Source organism: Ancylobacter pratisalsi, assembly GCF_010669125.1.
GTDB classification, from domain to species: Bacteria; Pseudomonadota; Alphaproteobacteria; order Rhizobiales; family Xanthobacteraceae; genus Ancylobacter; species Ancylobacter pratisalsi.
Genome location: NZ_CP048630.1, coordinates 2,568,214 through 2,590,847, shown reverse-complemented (window position 1 = coordinate 2,590,847; position 22,634 = coordinate 2,568,214). Strand labels below are relative to the sequence as shown.

Sequence of the window (22,634 nt, the reverse complement as noted above, 5' to 3'; positions counted from 1 at the left end):
GCGATCCTCGGTTCTGGAAGCCCGGCAGGGTGGCGATCCCGCGCCATTCCCGCAAGGCATTCCGTGGACATCATCTTTCGCGGCGCGCTCACCGGCGTCGGCTGCTGGACAGACCTCATGCCGCCCCGTTCGCCCCGCACCTACGTTCCCCGCTCCTACGCACCCAAGCCCCTCGCGGACTTCATCGACAACACGATCGCCGAAAGCTGCCGCCAGCGCGGCCTCGCCTCGGTGGAGATCGTCACCCGCTGGGCGGAGATCATCGGCGAAGACATGGCCGCGCGTGCGCTGCCGATCAAGCTGGCGTGGCCCAGCCGGCCGGAAAGCGCGGAGCCGGGAGTGCTCCATGTGCGGGTCGAGGGCGGCTACGCCATCGAGCTTCAGCACCTCGCCCCCGTCGTGGTGGAGCGTGTGAACCGCTATTTCGGCTGGCGCTGCATCGGCCGGCTGGCGCTGCGCCAGGGGCCCATCGCCAAGATGCGGGCGCCCGCGCCACCCCCGAGCGAACCCGATGCCGCCGAACGCGAGGCGGTGGCGCGCCGGCTCGGCACCTTCGAGGACCCTGCCCTCGCCGACGCGCTCTCGCGCCTGGGCGCACTGGTCGCGCGCGAGCACCGTCCCCGCCAGACACCGCCACCACGCAGGCCCTCGCGGTGGTGAACCGCCCCTCAACTTCACGCAGCGGTGACAAGCTCCGGCCATGCCCCACCGTTGCCATGTTTACGCGCTGCCTGTAGGCGCTAACAGCACCGGGGCCGGTGGATCGGCACCGCGCTTCCTTTTGGAGACCGTTCATGATCGATCGCCGTCGCTTCCTCGAAGGGCTTGGCACCACCGCCCTTACCGCGGCCGCCCTCTTCACGATCGCCAGCCCGCAGAGCTTCGGCCTGGGGCAGATCGGGTTCATCGGCCGCGCCGAGGCGCAGACGGTGGACATGGTGGAGCTTATGGCGCCCGGCGCCCTGCCCGACCAGGTGCTCGGCAAGGCTGACGCCCCGGTGACCATCGTTGAATACGCTTCGATGACCTGCGGACACTGCGCGCATTTCCATGAAACCACCTATCCGGTGCTTAAAGAGAAATACATCGACACCGGGAAGGTGAAGTTCATCCTCCGGGAATTCCCGCTCGACATCGTCGCCAAGGCCGCCTTCATGCTGGCGCGCTGCGCCGGCGACGGCAAGTACTACCCGATGGTCGACACCCTGTTCGAGACCCAGAAGAACTGGGCCTTCAACAACAACCCGGCGCAGGCCCTTCTCGCCATCGCCAAGCAGGGCGGCATGAGCGAGGAGCAGTTCAACACCTGCCTGAACGACCAGAAGCTCGCCGGTGAGGTGGACCAGGTCGCCCAGCGCGGCGCGAAAGAATTCGGCATCGATTCCACCCCGACCTTCTTCATCAACGGCAAGAAGATCTCCGGCGCGATGACCCCCGAAGAACTCGACAAGGAATTGGCCCCCCTGCTCAACGCGAACTGAGCCGGCCGCCTCCGGCGCCGCACGCGAAAGGCGCCGGATGTGAACGATGCCAAGTGTGCACGGCGCTGAGTGTGAACGGCGCTGGGTATGAACGGCGTCGCGGGCGAACATTGCCGGGTGAGAACGTCATGGGACGCGACGCGCGCCCCTACGTATCGAAACCGCATGCGGGCGGACGCAAGCCAACGCGCCGCCCGCCAGTGCATGTCGATTACCGGGTTGACCAGCTTCGCTCCCGGCCGCTCCGTAACAAGCCGGGCCACGGCGCGCCGATCCGTGAAACCGGCCCGCCGGGTACTTGAAGAGGGTGCGCGCCGAGCGGTGCGTGCCCATATGGTGGCCGACCAAGCCGTGCGCCTACAGGTAGTGACTGTCCACCGGACCAACCCGCCGGTGATCTCAGCCCCCTCCCCTCACGCCGGCAGTGTCAGCCGTCCTTCGCCGTCGATCGCGAAGCCGGGATTGTGGGCGATCTCCCACGGATAGCCATCGGGGTCGGCCACATAGCCTGAATACCCGCCCCAGAAGGTTGCCTGCGCCGGGCGCAGCGCCCGCCCGCCCGCCGCCACGGCGCGAATGAGCGTCGCGTCGACCTCGGCCCGGCTCACCCGGTTGCAGGCCAGCGCCATCCCGCCAAACTGGCCGCGACGCCCATCAATCACCCCCGCATCAGCCGCCAGTTCGTGCCGTGGGTAGAGTGACAGCGCCACGGGGCCGGCCATGAAGAAGGCGACGCCCTCGGCTGCCCGCATCTTCCGCTCAAGCCCCAGCGCCTCGTAAAACGCCGTGGCACGCGGCAGGTCAGAGACGCCCAGTGTCACCAGTGACATATGCAGCGCCGGAATGTCCCGCCGCCGGGCCCTGGGACTCCCCGGTTCCGCCGCGGGCTCGCCGCCGGTTTCCCACTCAACCGCGATGTTCATGCGTCCTCTCCGAAAAGCGACAATTGCTGGCCCGTGCGCGGCGGCCGGGTGAAGGCCCGCGTCGTCAACCGGGTGTGGCGGCGGTTCAGGCCCAGCCGCTCCACCGCAATCTCGAAGCGCCGCGCCAGCGTCCAGGCATAGGGGCCACTCCCGGTCATGCGTTTGCCGAAGGTGGAATCGTATTCCTTGCCGCCATGCAGCTCCTTGAGCAAGGTGAGCACATGGCGGTAGCGGTCCGGAAAGTGGGCGAGCAGCCATTCCTTGAACAGGTCGCGGATCTCCAGCGGCACACGCAGCATCACATAGCCGGCTTCGGATGCGCCCGCCGCTGCCGCCGCGTCGAGGATGCGCTCCATCTCCGCGTCGGTCACGGCCGGAACCACCGGCGCCACCAGCACGGCGGTCGGCACGCCGGCCGCGCTGAGCTGGCGGATGGTCTCGATGCGCCGCATCGGCGTCGCGGCGCGCGGCTCCATCAGGCGCGCCAGCTTGTGGTCGAGCGAGGTCACCGACAGCGCCACCTTCACCAGCCCACGCTCGGCCATGGGCGCGAGAATGTCGAGATCGCGCAGCACCAGGGCGGATTTGGTGACGATGCCGACCGGGTGCCCGAAGTCGCTCAGCACTTCCAGAATCCGCCGCGTCAGCCGCCATTCGCGCTCGATCGGCTGATAGGCATCGGTATTGATGCCGAGCGCGATGGTGCGCGGCTCGTAGCCGGGCCTCGCCAGTTCCTTGGCGAGAAGCTCGGGCGCGTCGGCCTTGGCGAACAGCTGGGTCTCGAAGTCGAGCCCCGCCGACAGGCCGTGATAGGCATGCGTCGGCCGCGCGAAGCAGTAGACGCATCCATGCTCGCACCCCCGATACGGATTGATCGAACGGTCGAAGCCGACATCGGGCGATTCGTTGCGGTTGATGATGGTGCGCGCCCGCTCCACCGTCACGCTGGTGCGGAACGCGGGCAGATCGTCCAGGCTCTGCCATCCGTCGTCGAAGGCTTCACGCGCGCGCGGCTCGAAGCGCCCCGCCGCGTTGGAAAGCGCTCCGCGCCCGCGCCGGCGCTCCCCATCGATCCCCGGCGCCGCCTCCTCGGGCGGGCCATCCATCTCCGAAAGCGTGGAGACGTCGCGAGCGGCGATGTCCTCCTCCTTCGCGCGTCGGACGCGGCGCTCTTCGGCAAGCCGGCCGAGATGCTTCGGCGGCGCCATCGCGGCGGCGATCGGGGGCGTCTTTCGCGGGATGCGGGGTTCGGTGCGGCGTTCCATGCCCGGATTCTTAGCGCGACGAACGGAACATATCAAGAACATTGGGCGAAATATGACAGCTGCCGCTTCACGGGCGCGGGCGCTTGTTATAGGCAGGGCAACGCCTTGTGTTCGCCGCGCGGGCTGTTCTCGCCGTCAAGCCGTCCGCCCTCTTTCCGTCTCCCAGGAAGCTGCAGCCAAGCGTGATTTCGGTCGTCATTCCCACCAGCGGATCCCACCGCCTGCTGATCCCCACTCTCGCCTCTCTGGTGCCAGGGGCGGCGGCTGGCGTGGTGCGCGAGGTGCTGCTGGTCGACACCGGCGATTCGCCCGAGATCGCCGAGATCGCCGATGCCGCCGGCTGTGAATATCTGCATGGACCGGACGGCTCCGGCGCGCGACGGCGGCAGGGCGCGGGCGCGGCGCGGGCGCCGTGGATCCTGTTCCTGGAGCCGGACGGAATTCTGCAGGAAGGCTGGGCGCGCGAGGTCCGCGGCTTCACCGACCAGGCCGAGCGCACCGGCACCGTCGACCGGCGCGCGGCCACTTTCCGCCTTGCGCTGGATGGTTTCGGCGTGGCCCCGCGCCTGAAGGAGGCGATCGCCGTCGCCCGCCACGCGCTTACCGGCCGTCCCCGACCGGAACAGGGGCTGCTGATTCATCGCCGCTTCTATGAGGCGCTGGGCGGTCACGAGCCCGGCGCGCAGGCCCAGCGCCGCCTGATCGCGCGGGTGGGCCGCGCCCGTCTGGTGCTGCTTCGCTCGCAGATGCTGCTGCCGGCCCGCTGAGGCTTTCCGACCCGCCGCTCAGGCCGGCGCGCGCAGCTTGCCGCGCTTGAGGTGCTCATCCAGCCGCGGCAGGATCTCGACGAAATTGCACGGCCGGTGGCGGATATCGAGCTGGTGGACGAGGATCTCGTCCCAGCCGTCACGGCAGGCCCCCGGCGAGCCCGGCAGGCAGAACACATAGGTGGAGTTGGCGACCCCCGCCGTCGCCCGGCTTTGCAGGGTGGAGGTGCCGATCTTCTGGAACGACACCATATGGAACACGGTTGAAAAGCCTTCCATCCGCTTCTCGAACAGCGGCTCGACGGCCTCGGGCGTGACGTCGCGTCCGGTGAATCCGGTGCCACCGGTGGTGATCACCACATCGATCCCCGCATCCGCGATCCAGCCGGCGACCCTGGCACGGATGGTCTCGATATCGTCGGGCACGAGGGCGCGCGCTGCAAGGCGATGGCCGGCGCCCTCGATTCGTTCCGCCAGCGTGTTGCCGGAGCGGTCGTCCTCAAGACGGCGCGTGTCGGAAATCGTGAGCACGGCGATCGACAGCGGCACGAAGGGTTTGTCGGCGTGGGTGGCGGTCATGGTTCAGATGCTGCCCTGGAAGGTGTTGCACTTGTTCATGGAACCGCTGTCGAGGCCGGTGCGGAACCACTTCACCCGCTGCGCGGACGAGCCGTGGGTGAAGCTGTCGCGCACCACATAGCCCTGCGACTGCTTCTGCAGCGTGTCGTCGCCGATCGCCGAGGCCGCGTTCAGCGCTTCCTCGACATCGCCCTTCTCCAGAATCTGCCACTGCGCGTCGGCATGGTGCGCCCACACCCCGGCGAGACAGTCGGCCATCAGTTCAACGCGCACGGAGAGCGCGTTGGCTTCCGAGCGCGACACGCGGCGCTGCTCGGCCTGCACCTTGGCGAGCAGGCCGATCTGGTTCTCGACATGGTGCCCGACCTCATGGGCGATGACATAGGCGGCGGCGAAGTCGCCCGGCGCCTTGAAGCGCTGCTTCATCTCCTGGAAGAACGAGGTGTCGAGATAGACCTTCTCGTCCAGCGGGCAATAGAACGGCCCCATGGCCGACTGCGCGGTGCCGCAGGCCGAGCGCGTGGCGCCGGAGAACAGCACCATGCCGGGGTCCTGGTAGGTGGCGCCCTGCGCCTTGAAGATGTCGGTCCACACATCCTCGGTCTGGGCCAGCACCACGGCGGCGAACTGGCCGATCTGGTCATTGGGCGCGGCCTGCTTCCCTGCCGGGGCCGGCTGTTGCTGCTGGCTGTAGCCGCTGTCCTTGCCGCCCATCAGGATCTCGGCGCCGCCGATCAGCACCGCCGGGTTGATGCCGGTGGCCCAGGCGATCAGGCCGATCACGATCAGGCCGCCAATGCCGAGGCCGCCACGCCCTCCCGGAATACGGCCACCGGAGCCGCCGAAGCCGCCGCTGCCGCGGCGGTCTTCGACGTTGTCGCTCCGCCGGAAATCGTCCCACCGCATGTCAGCCTCCACTGCCCGCCATCACGGCGCGATACTGATGCAGTCGCGCCGTGGCGGCAATGCGGCCGGGGGCTGTGGGTTCCCGACAAAGGTTCAGGCCGCCGCGCGGGCGGGTCCTGCGATCCACTGCCGGGCGAGGTTCACATCCGCCTGCGACAGGCCGTGGCCGGCCGGCAGCACCTGATGGTCGAGGCTCGCTCCCGCCGCGCGCAGTTGCCCGGCGAGGCGCTCGGCATTGGACACCGGCACAATGGGATCCATCGCCCCGGAGAGCAGCAGCACCGGCACGCCCCCGAGTTCGGCAGGCGGGGGATCGGCCAGCGGCACCATGGCCCGCAGGAGAACTGCGCCGGCCAGCACGCCCGGCTGCAACAGCAGCGTCGCGGCGGCGATGTTGGCACCGTTGGAGAAGCCGACCGCGACCGGAGCCGCGAGACCATAGGCCTCGCGCGCCTCGGTGACGAAGGCCGCCAGTTCAGCGGCCCGCGCCCGCACGTCGTCCTCGTCGAACACGCCCTCGCTGAGGCGGCGGAAGAAGCGCGGCATGCCGCCCTCCAACACCTTGCCGCGCGGGGAGATCAGCGCCGAACCGGACGAGATCATGCGGCCAAGCCCGAGAAGATCGTTCTCGTCGCCGCCAGTGCCGTGGAGCATGAGCAGCGGGGGAGCCCCGGCCTGGGCGGCCGGCTCATAGCGATGCACGAAGGAAAGCGGAGCAGGGTTGCTCATCATGGCCTCCTCGTATGAAGGGGGGGTGGCGCCGCCCGTAGTGGACGGCGCCGGGGGTCGGGTCACGCTGTTCGGGTCACGCGATTTCCGGGAGCACGGCTTCGATGCGGCTGCGGCTGCTTTCCAGGAAGTCCGGCAGCTTCAGCGCTTCGCCGAGCTTGGCCAGCGGCTCGTCCGCCGCGAAGCCGGGGGTATCGGTCGCGATTTCGAACAGCACATGGCCGGGCTCGCGGAAGTAGATGGAGCGGAAGTAGTTCCGGTCCTTCTGTTCCGTGGTGTGGATGCCGTGGTTCTCGTTCAGCTTCTTCACCATCGCGAACTCGGCGGCGTCATCCGCGGCGCGGAAGGCGATGTGGTGCACCGAACCGCCACCCATGCGCGCCGGCAGGAAGCCGCCGGCCTCGTGGATGTCGACGATGCCGCCGATATCCGTGCCCTCCGCCTTGAAGCGCACCAGCGATCCCTCGCGGCCGATCTCGGTGAACCCGAACACGTCGGTGAGGATGGCGCCGGTGGGCGCGGCTTCGGCCAGCAGCAGGTTCACGCTGTGAAAGCCGCGAATGGCATGCTCGGCCGGCACATCCGTGCCGATCCACGCCGGCTCATTGGCGATGCCGGCCACGCCGACAAGCGCGAGGCGCATGCCGTGGGGGTCGGTGAAGGAGAGCACGGTCTCGCCGAAGCGGCGCACGATCGGCTGGTAGGCCACGCCCTTCTCGATGAAGCGCTGGGTCCAGTACCCGATCGAGCCTTCCGGCACCCGGAACGCAGTCTCCTGCGTCTCGCCGATGCCCAGCCGGCCCGGCGCGACATGGTCCCAGGGAAAGAAGGTGAGGATGGTGCCGGGCGCGCCGGCCTCGTCGCCATAGTAGAAGTGATAGGTGCCGGGATCGTCGAAGTTGACGGTCTTCTTGACAAGGCGCAGGCCCAGCGTGCGGGTGTAGAACTCGACGTTGCGGCGCGCATTGCCAGCGATCGCGGTCACATGATGGATGCCATTGCGGTTCATGGTCAAACCCTCCTGCGAGCCCCGTCCGGTGCTCGCCCTGATCGATGAGCGCGACGTCCGCGCTCGTTGTGAGGAGAAGATAACCCGGCATCGACGCAATGCCAGACCCGATCAATTGCATTGACGCAATGTCATTCCTGCTGCTATGGTCCGCGGCCGGAGACGATCGAAATTCATCAGTTATTGCCGATAGTTGCCCGCCATCCAGGAGAAGCATCGTGGCCGAGCCGTTCAAGAACCTCGCCTGGGACGACTTCCGCCTGATCAAGGCGGTGGCCGATGCCAAGGGCCTGCCCGCCGCCGCCGCGCAGATCGGCGTCAATCATTCCACCGTGTTCCGCCGCCTCAAGCAGATCGAGGAGAACCTCGGCTCGGTCCTGTTCGAGCGCCACCGCACCGGCTACGCGCTCACCCCGGCGGGCGAGGAGATGGTCGCGCTCGCCAACCGGCTCGACGAGGAGATCACGGCGGTGGGCCGCAAGCTGGCCGGCCGCGAGCCCGCTCCCTCGGGCGAATTGCGGGTGACGGTGCCCGATTCCCTGCTCATCGACTTTCTGGTGCCGATCCTGGCCAGCTTCCGTCAACGCTATCCGGAGGTGCGGCTCGACATCGTGCTCTCCAACCAGGCGCTGAACCTGTCGAAACGCGACGCGGACGTCGCCATCCGCGCCACCGATCATCCGCCGGAGAACCTCGTCGGCCGCCGCGTGGCCCGCATCGCCTGGGCGCTGTACGGGCGGTCGCAGGACTATCCCGAGCCGAACGCGGTGACACAGGAGCAGCTCGACACCGCCAACTGGGTCTCGCTGGGGGACAGTCTGGGGGCGCTCAAGGCGGTCAAGTTCGTCCAGGAGCACGTCGCGCCCGAGCGCGTGGCCTACAAGATCAACAGCGTGCTCGGCCTCGCCGAGGCGGTGGAGGCGGGCATCGGGATCGGGCACATACCCTGCCTCATCGGCGATGCACGCCCGACGCTGGTGCGTATCGGCCCGCCCGATGAAGACTATGCCGCCGATCTGTGGCTTCTCACCCACCCGGACCTGCGCCACTCGCCGCGCGTGCGCGCCTTTCTCGATTTTCTTGCCACCGAAATCGCCCGCCACCGCCGCTTCATGGAGGGCGGGGCCGGGCATCAGTCGCGCGTCCCGCCCGTTGACGGTCCTGCCACCGACGTCACGGCTTGAGGCGGGCGAGCAGGGTATCGCGCACGGCGATGAGCTGGCTGGCCAGCGCCGTGATCTCGGACATGTCGCGCTCCAGGCAGCTGCCGATCTCGCCGGGAATCTCCAGCGCCGCCCGGCGCAGCTCCTGGCCCTGATCGGTCAGGAAGATACGCACCTGTCGCTCATCACCGGTATCGCGCACCCGCCGCACCAGCCCGGCCGCCTCCAGCCGCTTCAGCAGCGGGGTCAGCGTGTTGGTCTCCAGCAGCACCTTCTCGCCGACCTGCCCGACCGTCATCCCGTCCTCGCCCCACAGCGTCACCATCACCACATATTGCGGGTAGGTGAGGCCGATCCGGTCCAGCATCGGCCGGTACACGCGATTGAAGGCGTGGTTGGCCGAATAGACCGCGAAGCACAGGAAATCGTCGAGCGTGAGCGTATCGTCGGTGGACATGATGACCTTGTCGGCGCGACCGACGGCGACCTGCCGTCTTTAAGTTCTGGCAAAGTGCCTCGCGCACGATACGACAACAAGCGGGTTTTTGCGTAAGACAGCGGGCCGTGGAGCCTCGCGGGCGATTTGAACAAGCACGCCGGCTCCTCTATAGCATCGCGCATGCATCTTTTTGGGGAATGAGAGCCGATGTCGGGGGGAGCCACGCCCAAGCCAGATGCTCTCGTCACGCCGGCATCCGCCGATCCCGTGGCCGGCCCCCTTCATGGCGAACTCAGCGTCACAGGGCGGCGGTCGGCCCGGCTGCGGCTGCGCGCGGCGTGGATGTACTATGTCGAGGGCATGACCCAGAGCGCCATCGCCGAGGCGCTGGACATTGGCCGCGTCACCGTGGTGCGGCTGCTCGCCGACGCCCGCCAGCTCAATGAAGTCAAGATCTCGCTCTCGCGCGAGATCGCCGAGCTGCCCCGGCTGGAAATGGGCCTGCAGAAGGCGTTCGGCCTGCGCGAGGCGGTCGTCGCCCCGCTCTCGGGCCCCCTGGCCGACCCGACCAGCGCCATCGGCGCCGTCACCGGCCAGTTCATCTCCGATTTCATCCGCCCGGACATGAAGATCGGCTTCGGCTGGGGTCGCACCCTGATGCGGGCGCTCGGCTTCATCGACGAGAAGTCGGTCGCCAACCTCTCGGTGATCTCGCTTCTGGGCGGCATCACCAAGGCCAAGCAGTACAACCCCTCGGAATTCGCCTGGCAGCTCTCGCGCCTGTTCCAGGCCGACTGCCATCTCATCGCCGCCCCGGCCATCGTCGACAGCGTGGAAACCAAGCGCGCGCTGATCGAGCGCTGCGGGCTCGGCACGGTGTACTCGCTCGCCCGCGAAATGGACGCCGTCGTGCTCAGCGTCGGCGAGATGGAGAGCGACAGCACCTCGCTGCGCTTCGGCTTCTTCTCGCAGGCCGACTGGGCCTCGCTCATCGCCGCCGGCGCGGTGGGCGACGTCATCTACAATTTCATCGACATCGAGGGCCGGCCGGTCGATCACCCGGTCAACAAGCGGGTCATGTCGATCCCGATCGAGACGTTGCAGGCAACGCCCGAGCGCATCCTCACCTCCGGCGGGCCGGGCAAGACGGAGGCGGTCATCGCCGGGCTCCACATGCTGCGTCCCACCGTCTTCATCACCGACGAAGTGACCGCCGCCGCCGTCCTTGATGCGGTCGGCGCCGATTATTGATCCCAGAATTGCCGCATCGCGCTATTTTCCTCGGCCTCAATGTCGAGTACCGAAGGGCGTGAGGCTTCCGCTTGCGGACGGAATGCCGAAGGTCAGAGAAGGGTGTGAGTGATGCTCGGGGCAGACGGGATCATGCGGTCGGGCATCGCCGCCGAGCTTGACCACTGGACCGCGACCCATGGCCCGGTCACCATCGGCCTTGCCGGTGCCGGGCAGATGGGGACCGATCTCATCGTCCAGGTGGCGCTGATGCCGGGGGTGCGAATCGGCGCCGTCTCTGAAATCGACGCCCAGGCCGCCATCGATGCCGCGCTTATGGCGGGGCACGCGCGCGGCAACATCGTCAGCGCCAGCACCGCGAGCGCGATCGACCGCGCCATCGAGGCCCGGCAGTTCGTGGTCACGGACGACTACCACGCCATGTGCGCGAGCGGGCACATCGACGTCGTCATCGACGCCACCGGCAATCCCAATATCGGCACGCTGGTGGCGCTGGAGGCGATGGCCAACGGCAAGCACGTGGTCATGCTGAACGTCGAGGCCGACATCACCATCGGCCGCTTCCTCAAGCACGAGGCCCGTAACGCCGGCGTGGTGCTGACCGGCGCGGCGGGCGACGAGCCGGCCGCCACCATTGAGCTCATCAGCTTCGCCCAGTCGCTCGGCTTCGACATCGTCGCCGCGGGCAAGGGCAAGAACAACCCGCTGAAGATCGACGCCACGCCCGACGAGTTCGAGGCCGAGGCCATCTCCCGCAACATGAACCCGCGCATGCTGGTGGAGTTCGTCGACGGCTCCAAGACCATGGTGGAGATGACGGCGCTGGCCAATGCCACCGGTCTGGTGCCGGACGTGGCGGGCCTGCACGGCCCGGCGGCCTCGCGCGAGGAACTGGCGCAGGTGCTGTGCACCCGCGAGGATGGCGGCATCCTCTCCCGCGCCGGCGTGGTCGACTACACCATCGGCAAGGGCGTGGCGCCGGGCGTGTTCTGCATCGTCAAGCCGCGCCACCCCCGCGTCATCGAGCGCATGGCCGATCTCAAGGTCGGTCCCGGCCCGTGCTTCGCGCTGATCCGGCCCTATCACCTCACCAGCCTGGAAGTGCCGCTGTCGGCGATGCGCGCGGTGATGCACGGGCGGCCGGACATGGAGGTGCTCGATCACCCCGTGGCCGAATGCACCGCGGTCGCCAAGCGCGACCTCAAGCCCGGCGACGTGCTCGGCCGGATCGGCGAGTATGATTATCGCGGCTTCTGCATGGGCTGGCGGGAGGCCCGCGACGGCTTCGCCCTGCCCCTCGGCCTTGCCGAGAAGGCGCGCGTGCTGCGCCCGGTCAAGGCGGGCGAGCGCCTGACCTACGAGAACTGCGCCCCCGATGACCAGTTGGTCGTCACCCAGATCCGCCGCCGCCTCGACCAGGCCGACGCGCAGTATCTGGCCGCCTGAGAGGCCCCGCGCTACCGCTGCCGAACGATGGCGCCGATCGCGTTGACGACAAGGCGCGCGGCGGTCAGGGCCGACAGTCCGTCCCGGTCGGCGGGAGGGTACAGCTCGACGAGGTCGAAACCGGCGATCCGGCACCGACGGCCGGCACCGGCGATCAGATCGATCGCCTGGGTGTAGCTGAGGCCGCCGGGCGTGCGCGCCGCGACGCCGGGCATGAGGGCGGGGTCGAGACCGTCGCAGTCGAGGGTGATGACGACCCGCGCGCCTTCGGGAAGATGCCGCAGGGCGGCATCGACACCCTCGGCGTGAATGTCGCGGGCGGTCACGAAGCGGGCACCATAGTGCCGCGCCGCGTCGATCTCGATGGCGCGCGCGCTGCCGACGCTGCGCAGGCCGACCTGCACGATGCCGGCGACATGAGCCATCTCGCTCGCCCGCCGCATCGGGCTCGAATAGCCGTAGCGCTCCCCCTGCACCTCGTCGCGCCAGTCAATATGGGCATCGATCTGCAGCACCCAGACCGGCCCCTGATCGGCGAATCCGGCGAGAAAGGGAATGGGCACGGAATCGTCGCCCCCGAGCAGAACCGGCACCGCCGGCAGCGCCAGCACCGCGCGCGTCGCCGCCTCGATCCGCGCCCGGTTGCCGGCATTGTCGTGCAGGGTGGTCGGGATATCGCCGGCATCAACGCCGCTGATCGGCCCGCCCTCGAAAAGCGGGCCGCCGAGATCGAAATCCCAGTGCCCGATCAGCCCGGCGTCTTCCTGGCTCGCCGCGCGGATGGCCGCGGGCGCCAAAGCATGACCGCCGCTGTCCCGGCCCGGATAGGTGCTGCCGTGGCCGGCCCCCAGAAGCACCACGCGGGGCCTACGGTCCCCGGCGAGGCACTCGGGAAGGCCGAGGAAACGGGGCATGGCGGGCAGAGATGTGCCGGTCAGGAATGCGCTAGTCAGGGATGCGGCGGGATGGGGTGCGGCGGGCATCGTTCCGTCCTCAGACGCACGGCGGATTCATCGGGGTGCATGTGCCGCACGGGACCCGGGTACTGTGCCGTGGTGCCGTCCAGTCACGCGCGAAGACCGCCGGCTGTTGCGCTCACGCATTCCCCGGCTTGGCTCCGCCGGCCCGCTCGGTGAACCGGGCGTCGACAAGGCGCGCTTCCGCCTCGGCCAGCGCATCGGCGAGCTGGCGCACCTGGGCCGGGTCGAGCACGAGCTGGAGCGCGGGCACCGGCTCGCCGGGCTTGGGCTGCTCCGTGCCGATCTCGACCCGCAGCCCCACCTTCTCGGTGCCGAACAGGGCCGTGGTGAAGGCCAGCATCGGCCACACCTTCAGGTGCCCCTTGTCGTCCTTGTCCCAGTCGTCGAAGCGCCCGGCCATGCTGTTCTCCTTCACGCGGTGCGGCGCGCCCCGCGCCGCCTGGTGCCGGTCTAGCATCGATCAGGGCGCGCGCGACAGACCCGCTGCCCCAAGAAGCCGCCCCGCCCGGCCGGGTGCTCCACACGCAATGCCTCCCCTGAATGTGCACCTGCTCAATGGAAGTCGCGCGACTTCGGCAGCACGCGCACCTGTCGCGGATGTCCGTGCCGTGGCGTCCCCCGCCCCGGAAGCGCCTCGCGCGGGGCTTCCTGTGATGGCGCCTTGATCCTGCGCGTCTCGCGCTCGTCCCGGCCCGGGTCGACCTGCGGGGGCGGCAGATAGTCCCCGCCCGCACGCCCCTCCGCTTCGGCGGCCCTGTCGGGCATCCTGTCGAGCGTGTCCTCCTCGAACAGGCGGGCCAGCTCACCCGAGCGGTCGTGCACCCGCTCGCCCATCACATGGATGACGCCCTCCTTGCTCTTCTGCACCCGCCCTTCCACCACGGCGAGCCGCGCGCCCATCACCTGCGCCCGGAAACGCTCGAACTGGCGGGCCCAGAGCAGCACGTTGACGATGCCGGTCTCGTCCTCCAGCGTCATGAAGATGGCGTTACCCTTGCCCGGCCGCTGGCGCACCAGCACGATTCCCGCCACCCGCACGAACGCCCCGTCCCGCGCGGCTCCCAGCTGCGCGCTCGACAGCACGCGCTCCGCCGTGAAGCGCGCGCGCAGCATTCCCATCGGGTGGCCTTTGAGCGAGAGCCGCGTCGTCTGATAGTCGACCGCGATCTGCTCGGGCAGCGCCATCAGCGGCAGGTGCGCATCGGCATCGGCGCCAAGCTCGCGCGCATCTGCCGCGGCGAAGAGCGGCAGCGGCGCGTCGTCTGGCAGGCGGCGCACCGCCCAGGCCGCCGCGCGGCGGTCGAGCCCGATGGAGCGGAAGGCGTCCGCCTCGGCGAGCCGCGTCAGCACCGCGACCGGCAGCCGGGTGTGCCGGGCCAGCGTCTCGACATCGGCAAAGCCCGCCCCGCGCGTCCGCGCCAGCCGCTCCGCCGCCTCCCGGCTCATGCCGTCGATCTGCCGGAAACCAAGCCGTAGCGCCAGGCCGCCATCGGGCCGGCGCTCCAGCGTGTTGTCGTACAGGCTGTGGTTCACATCCGCCGCGCGCACCTCCACCCCATGCTCGCGCGCGTCGCGCACGATCTGCGCGGGGGCGTAGAAGCCCATGGGCTGGGCATTGAGCAGCGCGCAGGCGAAGGCCGCCGGGTGCCGGCATTTGATGAAGGCCGAGATGTAGACCAGCCGGGCGAAGGAGGCGGCATGGCTTTCGGGAAAGCCGTATTCGCCGAAACCCTTGATCTGCTCGAAGCAGCGCGCCGCGAAGGCCGGATCGTAGCCGCGCGCGCTCATGCGCTCGACCAGCAGATGCTGGAACTGGCCGATGGTGCCGACATGGCGAAAGGTTGCCATAGCCCGGCGCAGCTTGTTGGCCTCGACCTCGGAGAATTCGGCCGCGACCATGGCGAGCTTCATCGCCTGCTCCTGGAACAGCGGGACTCCCATGGTGCGCGACAGCACCTCGCGCAGCTCGTTCGGGTCGTGCGGGGGCGCGGGGGCGGGATAGCTCTCCTTCTCCAGCCGGTCGCGGCGGCGCAGATAGGGATGCACCATGTTGCCCTGAATCGGGCCAGGCCGGACAATGGCGACCTGGATCACCAGATCGTAGAGGCAGCGCGGCTTCATCCGCGGCAGCATGTTGATCTGGGCCCGGCTCTCCACCTGGAACACCCCGATCGAATCGCCACGGCACAGCATGTCATAGACATCGCTCTGCTCTTCCGGCACCTCGGCGAGCGTGTAGGCCTCGCCCTCATGCGCCGCGATCAGGTCGAACGCCTTGCGGATGCAGGTCAGCATGCCCAGCGCCAGCACGTCGACCTTGAGCAGGCCGAGCGTGTCGATGTCGTCCTTGTCCCATTCGATGAAGGTGCGATTCTCCATCGCCGCGAGGCCAATCGGCACCATCTCGTCGAGGCGCCCGCGCGTCAGCACGAAGCCGCCCACATGCTGGGAGAGATGGCGCGGAAATCCCAGCAGCCGGCTGGCGAGGCCAATGGCCCGCGCGATCACCCGATTGCCTGGATCGAGCCCCGCCTCCATGGCCTGGCGGTCCTGGATCGCGTCGCCCCAGCTTCCCCACACCGTGCCGGCGAGCCGCGCCGTGACGTCCTCGGTGAGGCCCAGCACCTTGCCCACATCGCGGATCGCGCTGCGCGGACGGTAGGAGATCACGGTGGCGGCGATGCCGGCGCGGTGGCGGCCATAGCGCTCGTAAATGTACTGGATCACCTCTTCGCGCCGCTCATGCTCGAAATCGACGTCGATGTCGGGCGGCTCCCGGCGCTCCTTGGAAATGAAGCGGGCAAACAGCAGCTCGCTCGTCGCCGGATCGACGCTGGTGATGCCGAGCACGTAGCACACGGCGGAATTGGCCGCCGAGCCGCGCCCCTGGCACAGAATGGCGTTGCGCTCGGCGAAGTCGACAATGTCGCGGATGGTGAGGAAATAGGGCGCGTAGCCCAGCTCGGCGATCAGCTTCAGCTCGGCATGGAGCTGGCGTTCCACCTTGGCCGGCACGCCGTCCGGGTAGCGGATGGCCGCGCGGCGCCAGGTCATCGTCTCCAGCCAGCCCTGCGGGGTATGGCCGGGCGGCACCGGCTCCTCGGGGTATTCGTATTTCAGCTCGCCCAGCGAAAAGTCGATGCGGGCGAGGAAGTCGCGCGCCTGCTCCACCGCCTCCGGCGCGTCGTGGAACAGCCGGGCCATCTCCGCCGGCGGCTTCAGGTGGCGCTCGGCATTGGCCTCCAGCCGCCGCCCCGCCGCCTCAAGCGTGGTGCCCTCACGGATGCAGCTGAGCACATCCTGCAAGTCGCGCTGGTCGGGGTGATGGTAGAGCACGTCATTGGTGGCGATCAGCGGCACGCCCGCGCGCCGGGAGAGGACCTTCAGCCGCGCGAGGCGGGCGCGGTCGTCGCCCCGGCGCGTCATCGCCGCCCCGAGCCAGAGCGCGCCCGGCGCCGCCGCGCCGAGCTCTTCCAGCGTCGCCGCCAATAACCCCTCGCCTGCCGAGACCTTGCCCTCCGGCTTCCTTCCCGCCCCCGCCGGCAGGTGGCGGGACGGCATCAGAATGAGCAGCAGCCCGCGCGCATCCGCCAGCAGGTCCTCGATACGAAGATGGCATTCGCCCTTGATCCCGGCGCGCAGATTGCCGGCCGTGAGTAGGCGGGTAAGTCGCCCCCAGCCGTCGCGGTCCTGCGCGTGGGCGATGATGTCGGGCGTGCCGTCGGCGAAGACGAGACGCGCCCCCACGGCAAGCCTGAAATCCAGCGCCGGCCCGTCGCCGCGCGCGGCGGCTTCCCGTCCCCGGGCGCGGGCGACCTGCGCCAGCGGATCGTCCTCTATCAGCGCAGGGCGTGCGGCGAGGGGGTCGGGCGTCTGCCCTGTCGCGACCCGGCACTCGGCCAGACATTCGGCGTGCGCCTCGGCATGAATTTCCCGCGCCCTCTCCAGCGCCGCATGCGCGCGCACCACGCCCGCCACGGTGTTGCGGTCGGCGATGCCGATACCGGCATGGCCGAGGGCGAGCGCCTGCGTCACCAGCGCCTGTGCGCTGGAGGCCCCGCGCAGGAAGGAGAAGTTCGAGGCCACCACCATCTCGGCAAAGAAGCTCATCGCCGCCTCACGGGAACAGGCCGTGGAGAAACCAGCGCGGCGCGCCCGGCTCGCGCTCATAGAGCCCGGCGCGGAACAGCCAGAAGCGCCGTCCCTCGCGGTTCTCCACCCGGAAATAGTCGCGCGTCGGTGTGCCCTCCTCGCGCCGCCACCATTCGGGAGCGATGCGCTCGGGCCCCTCGGCGCGGGCGACCTCGTGCACCACGCGCCGCCAGCGGAAGCGCAGCGGCGGCCCGTCGGGCACCTCCGCCAGCGCCTCGATCGGCTGGGGCGGGTCGAACAGGGTCAGCGGACGCGGCAGCCTGTCCTCGGGCAGCGCCACCGCCGGCACCCGCTCGCCCGCCGGCACCAGCGCGCTCGCCCGGTCCGTGTCGTGGGTGTCGCGTATCAGGAAACGCAGCACCCGCTCGCGCCCCAGCCGCACGGCGAGGCGGTCGGTCAGCGCGGCGACCTCCTCTTCCTCGATCGCGCGTCCGTCGAGGCTCACCTGCGCGGGGGTGAGCGGCTCGGCCCGCAGCACGCCGAGCCGCACCAGGTCGAAGCCGAAACCGGGGTCGATCGGGTCCGCCAGCGTCTCGAGCCGCTCGCGGTAGAGCCGCATCAGCGCCGCGACATCGCGCGAGGGGCGGGCGGTCTCCACTTTCAGCCGCCGCACCGCGCCATCGGCACGGAAGAACGAGGCCTCGAAGGCCCGCCCGCCCGCCCCGCGTGCCTCCAGCATCAGCGCGAGATCCGCGATCAGCAGCGACAATGCGCCCTCGATATCCTCCACCCGGGCGATCGGTTCGGCAAAGCGCCGCTCGGTGATGCAGGCCGGCAGCGGCCGGCGCGGCACGAGGCGCCCATCCTCCTGGCCGAGCGTGCGGCGAAGGCGCACCAGCAGGTCCTCGCCGAAGCGGGCAGCCAGCGGCGTACCGGGCCGGGCGGCGAGGTCGCCGATGGTCTTCAGCCCAGCACGGGAAAGCCCGCGCGCGATGTCCTCGCCAATGCCGAGCAGGGCGACAGGCAGCCCGGCCACCGCCCGCGCTTCCTGCCCCGGCGGCACCACGCCGCCCTTACCCGCCCCGCCCCGGCCCGCGCGCGCCAGCGCCTGCCCGGCCTCCGCCGTGCCGGCGATCACGCCGACGGCGCCCAGCTCATGGCGCTCAAGATGGGCGATAAGGCGTGTGCGCATCATCGCCTCACCCCCGAACAGATGCGCGCAGCCGGTAATGTCGAGCGTGAGCCCGTCCGTCCCGTCCAGCGCGACGAGCGGCGTCCAGCGGTCGCAATCGTCGGCCACCCGCTCCAGGAAGGCGGCGTCGGCCAGCGGGTCATGCTCGACCACGGCAAGGTCGGGCAGGCGCGCACGCGCATCGGCCAGCGTCAGGCCGGGCACGAGCCCGCACGCGCGCGCCTGCCGGTCCACCGCGGCAAGGCGCCGGGCGTTCTTCACGGTCTCGACGAACACCAGCGGCAACGGTGCGAAGGGAGAAGGCGCGGGGGGAAAAGGCGCGGGAGCACCATCAAAGCGCGCCCCATCAGCCTGCACGGCGCAGCCGCGCGAGGCCGTCTTCCCGCCCCGCGCGCGCCGGGTCCGCTCCAGCCGGTCGGCCGGAAGGAACGGGAACCACAGCGCGAGGTAGCGCGGCGAGGTCGCGGAAGGAACATGTCTCACGGTCCCACTCCAGGTTCCAGGTACCGCCCTCGACCGGGCGCCCGCCTTCCCCGCCGCGATGGCGCAGAAGCGTGGCGGCGAAGGCCGGCGCGCCGGGGGCATGGCCCTCGCCCTGCGGGGAGGAGGCGGCCGGCGCCACCCGCCAGCGTGTCGCCACGGCGGTGGGAATCGGCTGCCCCGCCCCGCGCAGCAGGAAGCCGGTGACCCTTGAGGCATCGGCGCGCAGCGAAAGGCGGCGCGTGGCGGTCAGGTCGAGCGCTTTCGGCGTGCCCCAGGTCTCGATCAGCACGGCCCCGAGCGCCGCGCAGCGCAGGGCGTCCTCGCCCGCGCGCAACGCCGTGGCCGCGTCCGAAGCCCGCACCAGGATGAGCCGCGCGGGGTCGAGCCCGAGCGCGGCGAGGCCGTCGGCGTCGAGCCGGCCAAGCTCGGCCTCGACCATGTCCTGGCGCACCCACAGCACCGGTCGTGGCGGGGCGACGGCCGATGCAGCGCCGCGCGGAAAAGAGTCCCCCGCCGCCTCGGCACCCGCGCTGGCCCGCAACGCCAGCGCCAGCGTGAAACCGGCCGCCGCCGCCATGTCCGCCCCCTGCACGGCCTGAATCTCGTGCAGCGCCCCACGCCCGAGCGCGAGGGGGCCCGGCCCGTTGGCGCCAAGGCGGAAGCTGGACGTCTCGCCGGACAGGCGCTCCGCCTCAAGACCGGCGAGCAGCTGCCTCAGCGCGGAAACATCTCGGGCAGGGCCCATGGTCGCGCTCACATATGTTCATGTTATGTTCCCTTAAAACGACTCGTTCCGCCGCGCGAGTCAAGCGTCCTTCACAGCCAATGACGACGCCGCAGTTGCGCGCGGCGCGCAGGCACGGCAAGGCTGGTGCGGGAGCCGACGCCATGCAGGACAGTGAACCCGCCGTTTTCGAGCCGCTTGCCACCCCGGGCTGGATCGGCCCGCTCGACCGCGCGGCGGGGCCGCTCTACACCCAGATTCTTGCCGCGCTGGAAGATGCCGTGGCGCGCGGCGTGCTGCGTCCGGGCGACCGCCTGCCGACCCAGCGCGCCCTCGCCGAACAGTTGCAGGTCGATCTCACCACGGTGACGCGCGCCTACAGCGAAGCCCGCCATCGCGGCCTCATCGATGCCGTGACCGGGCGCGGCTCGTTCATTCCCGGCGGTCCGGGCGCGACCACACCGGCGCTGGACCTGTCGATGCTGATGCCCCCGCCCCCGCGCGGCCTGTCGCTCGGGGCGCTGATCGAGCGCGGGCTCACCTCGCTGCTCGCCCGCACCAATGCCGATGTGCTGATGGCCTATCACATCGGCCCCGGCTCCGCCCCGGACCGGCTCGCCGCGACACAGTGGCTGGAGCCCGGCTTCGGCCCGCTCGATCCCCGGCGGGTGGTCATCTCCCCCGGCACCCAGCCCGCGCTCGCCGCCCTGCTCTCGGTGCTGGCCAAACCCGGCGACGTCATTCTCGCCGATCCCGAGACCTATCCCGGCTTTCTCGCCGCCTGCGCCCGCCTCGGCCTCACCGTCGAGGCCATCCCCGGCGATGCCCACGGCATGGAGCCGGAAGCGCTCGCGCGCGCCTGTCACCAGCTCAGGCCCCGCGCGCTCTATGTCCAGCCCACCATCGCCAACCCGACCACCCTCACCATGCCGCCGGCACGGCGCCACGAGATCGCGGCGGTGGCCAGCGCCTACCACCTCACCGTGATCGAGGATGATCCCTACAGCCGCCTCATCGACCAGCCCGCCCCGGCTCTCGCCAGCCTGCTGCCGGATCTGGCCTATCACCTCGCCACCCTGGCCAAATGCCTGGCGCCGGGCCTGCGCACGGCCTTTGTCGTCATTCCCGCGCGGGAAGATCCGGAGCGGCTTGCCGGCGCCCTGCGCGCACTCACCCTGATGCCGGCGCCGCTGATGACCGCGCTGGTGACGCGCTGGATCACCACCGGCACGGCAACGCATCTGCTCGGCGCCATCCGCCGCGAGGCCCGCGCGCGCCAGGGCCTGGCGCAGGCGCTGCTGCCGGCGGGGGCACGCGCGCATCCCGATGGGCTGCATGTCTGGCAGCACCTGCCCGCGCACTGGGACAGCGCCCGGCTGATCGAGGCGGCGCGGCGGCGCGGGCTCGGCGTCATGCCGGCCGAGGCGTTCAGTGTCGATGGAACCGCGCGGCAGGCGGTGCGCATCGCCCTCGGCGCCGTGGCCGACCGGGCGCGCCTCGCCGAGGCGCTCGAATCGCTGGCAGGGCTGATCGAGGGGGAAGCGTCAGGAGCCGGGAGTGAGGCGTAGGCAGAAAGCGCCTTACGCGCGGGGACCGGGCCCGGCGGGCGCCTCGACCAGACGCCCCTCCTCGGCCTTGTAATAGTACTGGCTGGCGACCAGCCATCCCTTGAGCGGGCGCAGTGGCGGGATGCAGGTGGCGAGCATCACCGGCAGGGTCGTGAACAGGTGCACCCAGTAAGGCACCTGGAACGCGACTTCGAGCCAGAGCCCGAACAGCACCGAGGGTACGCAGCCGAAGCAGATGACGAAGAAGGCCGGGCCGTCCGCGGGGTCGGCGAAGGAATAGTCCAGCCCGCACACCTCGCAGCGCGGCGCCAGCGTCAGGAACCCGTTGAACAGGCGCCCCTGCCCGCAGCGCGGACAGCATCCCTTCACGCCGCACTCGAAAGGCGACAGCTTCGGCCACTCGCGATCATGCATCGCAACCTCCCGTTCAGGTCGACGGCGCCAGCGCCTGTTCGACCCCACGCATCTGGGCGTCGGCACCTACAATGTCAACGAGATCCGCCAATTGTATGGATAGTACGCAGCAATGCATGGCGAAGCCGCGCCCGCTTACGGTACCGGAGGGGGACGTTAACCAATCCCGCGCATGGTGAGGCAAGGGCAGTTGCCCGCCGATTCGTCGCCCCTCAGTTCCGCATGAGTAGCTTCATGAGTAACGTTATCCAGTTCCCGGTCCGGCCCGCCGAACCCGATCCTTCCCTCGACATCGACCTGTACACCGCCGTGGATGTCGCGATCCGCGACCTGCGCGACATCGCCATGCGCCTGCGCGGCGACGAGAGCGGGCAGGCACAGGCCGAACAGTGCCTCGACATGCTGTCGCGTGCGCTGGAAAACGCGCTGGCGGTGGGCTGAGCGCGCGGGAGCGACGCCCCAGCCCGTCAGCCTAGAATGCTCCTGAGCAGATAAAGACCGGCCTGGACGAAGCCCCAGATGACGCCGGAGACAACGACGAGCGAGGCGAGGCCGATCAGCGTGCCGATGAGGATCCATATCCCGTCGCGCTCCAGCACGCCGAGCGCCAGCACGCACAGGGCGAGCGCGGGGAACATGTTGCCGAGCGGTATCGGCAGCACCAGCACGGCCGCCAGGATGAAGCACATCACCCCGATCACATATTCCGCGGGCGGCAGAGCCAGCGCGCGAAGGCGCGGCCGCAGCAGCCCCTCGGCCTTGGCCAGCCACGGCGTGGCACGCCCGATCAGGGCCGCGAAGTCCTTGCGCGCGATCGAGCGGTTGGCGATGAAGGCCGGCAGCCAGGGTTGACGCCCCAGCGCCAGCTGGGCGGTGAGGAACACCAGCGGCGCCCCGAGCACGGCCGAGGTCCCCGGCGGCGTCGGCAGCACGTTCGGCAAGGCGAAGATGAGTATCAGCGGCCCGAAGGCGCGCTCCCGCATCACCGCCAGCAGGTCGCCCACGGCCACACGCTCGCGCGTGGAATCATTCGCGATGCGATTGAGCACAACGGACAGGCGAAGGACCTCGAAGTCCTCCCCGGGCGGGATACTGGCGGTGTCGGCCTCGGACGGCAGATGGGTCGGCACGGAAAACGGCACTCCTGCACTCGGGCGAGCACCCGCCGGCACCGCCGCCACGTCAGATAGGCACTGAATGTGACATTAGCCAGAAGCGCGGCG

Annotated in this window: 22 protein-coding genes; 8 read left to right on the top strand and 14 right to left on the bottom strand. The window is 69.9% G+C overall.

The features are described from left to right. Positions 1 to 63 precede the first annotated feature (63 nt). Positions 64 to 660 carry a DUF721 domain-containing protein gene (locus tag G3A50_RS12150; protein ID WP_246251639.1) on the top strand — a complete coding sequence of 199 codons (597 nt, stop codon included), beginning with the start codon at positions 64 to 66 and terminating at the stop codon, positions 658 to 660. Positions 661 to 794: 134 nt separating this feature from the next. Beyond that, the gene (locus G3A50_RS12145; protein ID WP_163075518.1) at positions 795 to 1,481 is read left to right on the top strand and encodes a DsbA family protein; all 687 of its coding nucleotides are present in this window, start codon (positions 795 to 797) and stop codon (positions 1,479 to 1,481) included. A 413-nt stretch (positions 1,482 to 1,894) separates the two neighbouring features. Here G3A50_RS12145 and G3A50_RS12140 read toward each other — a convergent pair whose 3' ends face one another. Both G3A50_RS12140 and G3A50_RS12135 read right to left on the bottom strand, forming a co-directional pair. Next, on the bottom strand, positions 1,895 to 2,404 hold the full coding sequence (locus G3A50_RS12140) for a VOC family protein (RefSeq protein WP_210255136.1): 510 nt from the start codon (positions 2,402 to 2,404) through the stop codon (positions 1,895 to 1,897). Next, on the bottom strand, positions 2,401 to 3,510 hold the full coding sequence (locus G3A50_RS12135) for a PA0069 family radical SAM protein (protein WP_246252447.1): 1,110 nt from the start codon (positions 3,508 to 3,510) through the stop codon (positions 2,401 to 2,403). The genes G3A50_RS12140 and G3A50_RS12135 overlap by 4 nt, the downstream gene beginning before the upstream one ends. A gap of 341 nt (positions 3,511 to 3,851) precedes the next feature. Here G3A50_RS12135 and G3A50_RS12130 point away from each other — a divergent pair, with 341 nt between their 5' ends. Beyond that, entirely contained in the window at positions 3,852 to 4,436 is a 585-nt protein-coding gene (locus G3A50_RS12130; protein ID WP_163075517.1) for a glycosyltransferase, read from the top strand. A gap of 18 nt (positions 4,437 to 4,454) precedes the next feature. On the opposite strand, the gene moaB is transcribed toward G3A50_RS12130, so the two are convergent. The 4 genes from moaB to G3A50_RS12110 form a co-directional block, all read right to left on the bottom strand. Beyond that, entirely contained in the window at positions 4,455 to 5,015 is a 561-nt protein-coding gene (gene moaB, locus G3A50_RS12125) for a molybdenum cofactor biosynthesis protein B (RefSeq protein WP_163075516.1), read from the bottom strand. Between the two features lie 3 nt (positions 5,016 to 5,018). Beyond that, the gene (ypfJ, locus tag G3A50_RS12120) at positions 5,019 to 5,921 is read right to left on the bottom strand and encodes a KPN_02809 family neutral zinc metallopeptidase (protein WP_163075515.1); all 903 of its coding nucleotides are present in this window, start codon (positions 5,919 to 5,921) and stop codon (positions 5,019 to 5,021) included. A gap of 93 nt (positions 5,922 to 6,014) precedes the next feature. Continuing rightward, complete coding sequence (locus tag G3A50_RS12115; RefSeq protein WP_163077589.1) at positions 6,015 to 6,650, bottom strand: alpha/beta hydrolase; 636 nt, start codon at positions 6,648 to 6,650, stop codon at positions 6,015 to 6,017. Positions 6,651 to 6,726: 76 nt separating this feature from the next. Further along, positions 6,727 to 7,659, bottom strand: coding sequence for a ring-cleaving dioxygenase (locus G3A50_RS12110; protein WP_163075514.1), 933 nt, complete (start codon positions 7,657 to 7,659; stop codon positions 6,727 to 6,729). Between the two features lie 218 nt (positions 7,660 to 7,877). On the opposite strand from G3A50_RS12110, the gene G3A50_RS12105 reads away from it, so the two are divergent. Continuing rightward, positions 7,878 to 8,843 carry a LysR family transcriptional regulator gene (locus tag G3A50_RS12105; protein ID WP_163075513.1) on the top strand — a complete coding sequence of 322 codons (966 nt, stop codon included), beginning with the start codon at positions 7,878 to 7,880 and terminating at the stop codon, positions 8,841 to 8,843. Here G3A50_RS12105 and G3A50_RS12100 read toward each other — a convergent pair. After that, positions 8,833 to 9,279: a MarR family winged helix-turn-helix transcriptional regulator gene (locus G3A50_RS12100; RefSeq protein ID WP_163075512.1), complete on the bottom strand. Its 447-nt coding sequence runs from the start codon at positions 9,277 to 9,279 to the stop codon at positions 8,833 to 8,835. The genes G3A50_RS12105 and G3A50_RS12100 overlap by 11 nt on opposite strands. Positions 9,280 to 9,468: 189 nt before the next feature. On the opposite strand from G3A50_RS12100, the gene G3A50_RS12095 reads away from it, so the two are divergent. Beyond that, positions 9,469 to 10,512 (top strand): sugar-binding transcriptional regulator, encoded by a 1,044-nt coding sequence (locus G3A50_RS12095; protein WP_163075511.1) that lies wholly within the window; start codon positions 9,469 to 9,471, stop codon positions 10,510 to 10,512. A gap of 111 nt (positions 10,513 to 10,623) precedes the next feature. Then, positions 10,624 to 11,958, top strand: coding sequence for an NAD(P)H-dependent oxidoreductase (locus G3A50_RS12090; RefSeq protein ID WP_163075510.1), 1,335 nt, complete (start codon positions 10,624 to 10,626; stop codon positions 11,956 to 11,958). Positions 11,959 to 11,969: 11 nt separating this feature from the next. Here G3A50_RS12090 and G3A50_RS12085 read toward each other — a convergent pair whose 3' ends face one another. From G3A50_RS12085 to G3A50_RS12065, 5 genes are all read right to left on the bottom strand, one after another. Then, entirely contained in the window at positions 11,970 to 12,881 is a 912-nt protein-coding gene (locus tag G3A50_RS12085; protein WP_163077588.1) for an agmatinase, read from the bottom strand. Between the two features lie 172 nt (positions 12,882 to 13,053). Further along, entirely contained in the window at positions 13,054 to 13,338 is a 285-nt protein-coding gene (locus G3A50_RS12080; protein ID WP_163075509.1) for a hypothetical protein, read from the bottom strand. A gap of 152 nt (positions 13,339 to 13,490) precedes the next feature. Further along, on the bottom strand, positions 13,491 to 17,048 hold the full coding sequence (locus tag G3A50_RS12075; protein WP_163075508.1) for an error-prone DNA polymerase: 3,558 nt from the start codon (positions 17,046 to 17,048) through the stop codon (positions 13,491 to 13,493). A gap of 7 nt (positions 17,049 to 17,055) precedes the next feature. Further along, positions 17,056 to 18,483 (bottom strand): Y-family DNA polymerase, encoded by a 1,428-nt coding sequence (locus G3A50_RS12070; protein ID WP_163077586.1) that lies wholly within the window; start codon positions 18,481 to 18,483, stop codon positions 17,056 to 17,058. An 85-nt stretch (positions 18,484 to 18,568) separates the two neighbouring features. Continuing rightward, positions 18,569 to 19,450, bottom strand: a complete 882-nt coding sequence (locus G3A50_RS12065; protein WP_163075507.1) for an ImuA family protein — start codon at positions 19,448 to 19,450, stop codon at positions 18,569 to 18,571. 143 nt (positions 19,451 to 19,593) lie between these two features. On the opposite strand from G3A50_RS12065, the gene G3A50_RS12060 reads away from it, so the two are divergent. Then, positions 19,594 to 20,997, top strand: a complete 1,404-nt coding sequence (locus G3A50_RS12060) for an aminotransferase-like domain-containing protein (RefSeq protein WP_163075506.1) — start codon at positions 19,594 to 19,596, stop codon at positions 20,995 to 20,997. A gap of 12 nt (positions 20,998 to 21,009) precedes the next feature. On the opposite strand, the gene G3A50_RS12055 is transcribed toward G3A50_RS12060, so the two are convergent. Next, positions 21,010 to 21,411 carry a DUF983 domain-containing protein gene (locus G3A50_RS12055; RefSeq protein ID WP_163075505.1) on the bottom strand — a complete coding sequence of 134 codons (402 nt, stop codon included), beginning with the start codon at positions 21,409 to 21,411 and terminating at the stop codon, positions 21,010 to 21,012. Between the two features lie 234 nt (positions 21,412 to 21,645). Here G3A50_RS12055 and G3A50_RS12050 point away from each other — a divergent pair, with 234 nt between their 5' ends. After that, entirely contained in the window at positions 21,646 to 21,852 is a 207-nt protein-coding gene (locus G3A50_RS12050; protein ID WP_163075504.1) for a hypothetical protein, read from the top strand. A 26-nt stretch (positions 21,853 to 21,878) separates the two neighbouring features. Here G3A50_RS12050 and G3A50_RS12045 read toward each other — a convergent pair whose 3' ends face one another. Further along, positions 21,879 to 22,541, bottom strand: coding sequence for an exopolysaccharide biosynthesis protein (locus tag G3A50_RS12045; protein WP_163075503.1), 663 nt, complete (start codon positions 22,539 to 22,541; stop codon positions 21,879 to 21,881). Positions 22,542 to 22,634: the final 93 nt, after the last annotated feature.